The sequence below is a fragment of the Microbacterium sp. ZW CA_36 genome (assembly GCF_044987475.1).
In the GTDB taxonomy this organism is placed as follows: domain Bacteria; phylum Actinomycetota; class Actinomycetes; order Actinomycetales; family Microbacteriaceae; genus Microbacterium.
In genome coordinates this window covers 1-5262 of record NZ_JBJDRL010000114.1, presented here as the reverse complement: position 1 = coordinate 5262, position 5262 = coordinate 1, and the positions used below count along the sequence as shown (strand labels likewise).

The window sequence follows — 5262 nt, the reverse complement described above, 5'->3', positions numbered from 1 at the left end:
CGTCGCGACGCCGTCGCCCCGCGGGCCGCCGCCCGCGACGCCGCCGCCCTGAGCGGGCGCCCGCTCGCCGAGTGATCCGGTCGTCGGGCGGGACGCGGCATCCGTCCCCTCAATAGACTCGACGACATGACCGTCGCCTCCACGCCCGCGCTCGAAGCCGATCGCCAGTACCTGATCGCCCTCATCCAGGACGAGGCGGTGTTCCACGGGGACTTCACGCTCTCGAGCGGCAAGAAGGCGACGTACTACGTCGACATGCGCAAGCTCACCCTCGACCACCGGGCGGCGCCGTCCATCGGACGCATCATGCTCAACCTCATCCGCGACGTCGACGGCATCGTCGCGGTCGGCGGGCTCACGCTCGGCGCCGACCCCATCGCGAACGCCGTGATGCACGAGTCCGCCCGCACCCACAAGCCGCTCGACGCGTTCGTCGTGCGCAAGGAGCCCAAGGACCACGGCCGCGGGCGCCAGGTGGAGGGGGCGGATGTCGCGGGCAAGCGTGTCGTCGTGCTCGAGGACACCTCGACCACGGGTCAGTCCGCGCTCAAGGCCGTCGAGGCGCTGCGCCGCGAGGGAGCGGAGCCCGTGGCCGTCGCGGTCATCGTCGACCGCAAGACCGGGGCCCAGGCCGCCGTCGAGGCCGAGGGCCTGCAGTGGCTGGCGGCGATCGACCTCGACGACCTCGGGCTCGAACCGCAGTAGTTCATCTCCGCCGGGATGTCACAGGGCGGCGCCGGCCGGTGTCTCCATGTCGAAGGACTCGTTCCCACGACACGGAGGAAGACATGACTGAGACGACCCGCATCCCCGCGACCGAGGTCACCGGCGTCTACGGCGCCCTGGTCAAGGCGGCGGCCCGGAAGATGATCGGCCGTGTGCCCGACTCGGTCGGCGTGCTGTGGCACCACAAGGCCGTGATGAAGGACGCGATGGGCATCGGGCAGAAGGTCGAGCACTGGCACGAGCTCGACCCGAACCTGGCGACCTACGCCGCGATGGCGGCGGCTGCGACCATCGGCTGCAGCTTCTGCCTCGACTTCAACTACTTCGCGTCGCACAACCGCGGCGTCGACGCCGCCAAGGTCCGCGAGGTCCCGCGCTGGCGCGAATCGGCGGTCTTCACGCCGCTCGAGCGTCAGGTCATGGAGTACGCCGAGGCGGCGAGCCAGACGCCGCCGGCGGTGACCGACGAGCTGTCCGACGCGCTGCTCGCCCAGCTCGGCGAGGCGGGACTCATCGAGCTCGCGGCACGCGTCGCGTTCATGAACATGTCGGCCCGCATGAACGTGGCGCTCGGCATCCGCTCCGAGCAGTTCGCGGACTCGTGCGGCCTGCCGCCCCTGGCCCAGCGACCGGCCGTCGCGGCCCGCGCGTAGGCTCGCCGTCATGAGCACCGCCCACGTCGACGATCCCTTCGTGGAGCATCGCAACCTGCTCTTCACCGTGGCGTACGAGATGCTCGGCTCGGCGGCCGACGCCGAGGACGTGCTGCAGGAGTCGTGGCTGCGCTGGGCCGCGGTGGACCACGCAACCGTGCAGGAGCCGCGCGCCTACCTCGTCCGCGTCGTGACCCGCCAGGCGCTCAACCACCTGCGCACGGTGTCGCGGCGCCGAGAGGACTACGTGGGCGAGTGGCTCCCCGAACCGCTGCTCACGAGCCCTGACGTGGCGGAAGACGTCGAGCTCGCCGAGAACCTCTCGATCGCGATGCTCACCGTGCTCGAGACGCTCGGCCCCGCCGAGCGCGCCGTGTTCGTCCTGCGCGAGGTTTTCGATGTGCCGTACGACGAGATCGCGGATGCCGTGGGCAAGACGCCTGCGGCCGTGCGGCAGATCGCGCACCGGGCGAAGGACCATGTCGCCGCCCGGCGACCGCGTGTGCGCGTGGTGCCCGCGGAGCACGAGGAGGCGGTCGAACGGCTCGTCGCGGCGCTCAACACGGGCGACCTGCAGGGGCTGATGGACGTGCTCGCGCCCGAAGTCGTGTCGGTCGCCGACGGTGGCGGCAAGGTGCGGGGTGCCGCGCGGCGTCCGGTCGTCGGCGCGGAGCGCCTCGCGCGCTACCTCATCGGCGGCATGTCGAAGCTCGAGGGCACGCTCGTCGCGTCGGCGACCTGGGTCAACGGCCAGCCGGGGATCCGGGTGGAGCTCGACGGTCAGCTCGCCGGCGTCGTCAGCCTGACCGTCGAGGACGGGCGCATCACGCGGATCTACTCGATCGCGAACCCCGACAAGCTCGGGTGGCTCGATGTGGAGGCGGAGGTCGGGCGCTGATCGCCGGATCAGTCGCCGCGTCCGCGCCCGCGCCACAGCTGCCAGACCACGACGACCAGCGCGGTCAACGCGATGAGCGCGGAGATCGAGAGCAGCAGCGTCTGCTCGGCGGACGAGATCACGGGCGCCTCCCCTCAGCGGCATCCGCGACGACCTTCGCGATGCGCGCGGCGCGCGTCTCGGCCCGGCGGGCCGCGTCGACGCTCGCGATGCCGATCTTGCGGGTCGAGGGCGGGAAGGCGTCCCATGCGCTGCGCGCGGTCGGGACCGCGTCGAGGGCCGCGGCGAGGTCGTCGGGCTCGCGCAGCGCCTCGGCGTTGTCGAGCACGGTCCACGATCCGTTCTGCTGGGCGAGTTCGATGGCACGGATGCCGGCTTCCGTGAGCAGGCCGTCGGCCTCGAGCTGCGCGACCCGCGCCTTGTTGGTCGCCGCCCAGCCGCTCGAGGGGCGTCGCGGGGCGAACCACAACCCGCCGCGGTGCTCATCGAACGAGCGCACGGGGCCGTCGATCCAGCCGAAGCACAGCGCCTGCTGGATCGCGTCCTCGTAGGCGACGAACTCGAGGTCCGAACCCGGCCGTGCCCGCACCAGCCACGCACCCTTGGACGTGCGATGGTTCGCGTCCAGCCACGCACGCCACGCCGCGGCATCCGCTGCCTCCACCATCTCGCCGTCGTCGAGCGCACCCATGCCGCGACCCTATCGGGAGGCGCCGACGCCGCGGGCGGCGAGATCGCGGACGGCGGCGGCGAGAAGGCTCACGGCCTCGTCGACGAGCGGGTCGGCGAGGTCGCCGTAGCCGAGCACGAGTCGCTCCGGTGCGGGCACGTCGGGCGAGACGCGGTAGCGGCGGATATCGGTGAGTGCGACGTCGTACGCGGCGCCGGCGCGGACCACGTCGGCTGCGCGCACGCCGGGAGGCAGATCGAGCACGAGGTGCAGCCCGGCCGCGATGCCCGACACTCGGCATTCGGGCAGGCGGTGCGCGAGCGCCGCGAGCAGCGCCTCGCGCCGGCGCCGGTAGCGTGCACGGGCGCCGCGCAGGTGACGGTCGAGGCTGCCCGCTGCGAGGAAGCGGGTGAGCGCGAGCTGGTCGATCGTCGAGGGCGTGGCCGCTCCGGCGTCGCGCACGTCATCGCGCAGCCACGGCGGCAGCACCAGCCATCCGATGCCGAGCGCCGGGGTCGCCGTCTTGCTGAGGCTGCCGGCGAGCACCACCCGGTCGGGGGCCATGGCCTGCAGTGCGCCGATCGGCCGGCGGTCGTAGCGGAACTCCGCGTCGTAGTCGTCCTCGATGACGACCCCGTCGCACGCTCGAGCCCACGCGATCAGACCCTCGCGCCGCTCGGCCGACAGCGGCACGCCGACGGGGAACTGGTGCGCGGGCGTCACGAGCGCGGCGCGCGCGCCGGTGCGGACGGATGCCGCCACCAGCGCGTCGACGTCGACACCGTGCTCGTCGACGCGGACGGGCACGGAGCCGAGGCCCTCGGCCGCAGCGACCTGCCGCATGCGCTGCCACGACGGATCCTCGACGAGGAGGGCGCGGTGTCCCAGCCCGCGGAGCGCGCGGGCCAGTCGCCGCATGCCGTCGGCGGCGCCGTGCGTGACGACGACGGCGTCGGCATCCGCCCTCGTGAAGCGCGCGCGCGACAGGTACGCGGCGAGCGCTCCACGGGCAGACGGGACGTCGCCGTCGAGCCGGAACAGCTCGGCGTCGGGGGTGTCAGCCAGCGCCTCGCTCAGGGCGCGCAGCCACAGCGCGCGCGGCGCGTGCCGCAGGTCGGGAACGCCCGGCGCGAGGTCGAAGCGCGGCCGCCGCTGCGGCGTGACGGGCGGGAGCTCGGGACGTGTCGCCGCGACGCCGATGCGCGTCGCGACCCTGGTGCCCGAACCGGTGCGGGCATCGAGGATGCCCTCGGCGGTAAGACGCCCGTACACCTCGGTCACCACCCACCGCGAGACGCCCAGAGATGCCGCGAGCAGCCGGCTGGGGGGAAGCGCCGCACCGGCGGGCAGCCTGCCGGTGGCCACGGCATCCCGCACCGCCAGCTCGAGCCGGACGTGGCGGGGACCGTCGAAGGCCGAGAGATCGAGCAGGGTCTCCCACGCGACCGGATTGGTCTGGACTTCTGCCATGAAATCGGATCGTACTCCCAGACCGCTCAGGTCTCACGATGGGAGCACCCCACCAACCGCAGGAAAGGGAACGCCATGCAGTACCGCACCATCTCCAACGGGTCGACTTCTTTCGAGGTCTCGACCCTGTGCCTCGGCACCATGTTCTTCGGCACACGCACCGACACCGCGACATCCCTCGCCATCCTCGACCGGTTCGCCGACGCGGGCGGCACCTTCGTCGACACCGCGAACAACTACAGCGTCTGGGTCGGCGGCCACGGCCGCGACAGCGAGGACGTGCTCGGGGAGTGGATCCGCCACCGCGGAGGCCTCGGCGACGTGCGCCTCGCCACCAAGCTCGGTGCTGCGAAGAAGGACCCCGCGCTGCCGCTGCAGACCGTCGAGCCGACGAACTACCAGGGACTCTCGGCCGAGGTCGTCGCGCGCGAGGCGCGCCTCAGCCTGCAGCACCTCGGCATCGACCACCTGGACGTGCTGTACGGGCACGTCGACGACCGCGCGACGCCGATCGCAGAGACCGTCGCCGCCTTCGGGCAGCTGCAGCGCGAGGGGCTCGTCGGCATCGCGGGCATCTCGAACGTCGCGCTCTGGCGTCTCGTCGAAGCGCGCGAGGAGGCGCTGCGCCAGGGCGTCGACCCGTACGGTGTCGTGCAGCAGGGCTACAGCTACGTCTACCCGAGCCCGGCAGCCGGGCGCACGAACGACGTGTCGGTCGAGCTTCTGGACTACGTCGATTCGCTGGCCGCAGGCGCAGGCGCAGGCGCAGGGGCAGGCGCAGGCGCATCGGCAGGCGCAGGCGCAGGGGCAGGCGCAGCGGCAGGCGCAGGCGCCGGGGCAGGCGC

The 5262-nt window shown here is 72.8% G+C and carries 6 protein-coding genes; 4 read left to right on the top strand and 2 right to left on the bottom strand.

All coding sequences use genetic code 11. The annotated features are described in order from the left end of the window. Window positions 1-126 precede the first annotated feature (126 nt). From pyrE to ACI3KX_RS21730, 3 genes are all read left to right on the top strand, one after another. Window positions 127-705 carry an orotate phosphoribosyltransferase gene (gene pyrE, locus ACI3KX_RS21740; RefSeq protein WP_404911051.1) on the top strand — a complete coding sequence of 193 codons (579 nt, stop codon included), beginning with the start codon at window positions 127-129 and terminating at the stop codon, window positions 703-705. Between the two features lie 83 nt (window positions 706-788). Beyond that, window positions 789-1379: a carboxymuconolactone decarboxylase family protein gene (locus ACI3KX_RS21735; protein ID WP_404911050.1), complete on the top strand. Its 591-nt coding sequence runs from the start codon at window positions 789-791 to the stop codon at window positions 1377-1379. Between the two features lie 10 nt (window positions 1380-1389). Continuing rightward, on the top strand, window positions 1390-2277 hold the full coding sequence (locus ACI3KX_RS21730; protein WP_404911049.1) for an RNA polymerase sigma-70 factor: 888 nt from the start codon (window positions 1390-1392) through the stop codon (window positions 2275-2277). A gap of 118 nt (window positions 2278-2395) precedes the next feature. On the opposite strand, the gene ACI3KX_RS21725 is transcribed toward ACI3KX_RS21730, so the two are convergent. Both ACI3KX_RS21725 and ACI3KX_RS21720 read right to left on the bottom strand, forming a co-directional pair. Further along, the gene (locus tag ACI3KX_RS21725; protein WP_404911048.1) at window positions 2396-2968 is read right to left on the bottom strand and encodes a YdeI family protein; all 573 of its coding nucleotides are present in this window, start codon (window positions 2966-2968) and stop codon (window positions 2396-2398) included. A gap of 9 nt (window positions 2969-2977) precedes the next feature. Next, window positions 2978-4417, bottom strand: a complete 1440-nt coding sequence (locus ACI3KX_RS21720) for a PLP-dependent aminotransferase family protein (protein ID WP_404911047.1) — start codon at window positions 4415-4417, stop codon at window positions 2978-2980. 75 nt (window positions 4418-4492) lie between these two features. Here ACI3KX_RS21720 and ACI3KX_RS21715 point away from each other — a divergent pair. After that, the coding region (locus tag ACI3KX_RS21715; protein ID WP_404911046.1) for an aldo/keto reductase at window positions 4493-5262 on the top strand (770 nt) is incomplete at its 3' end.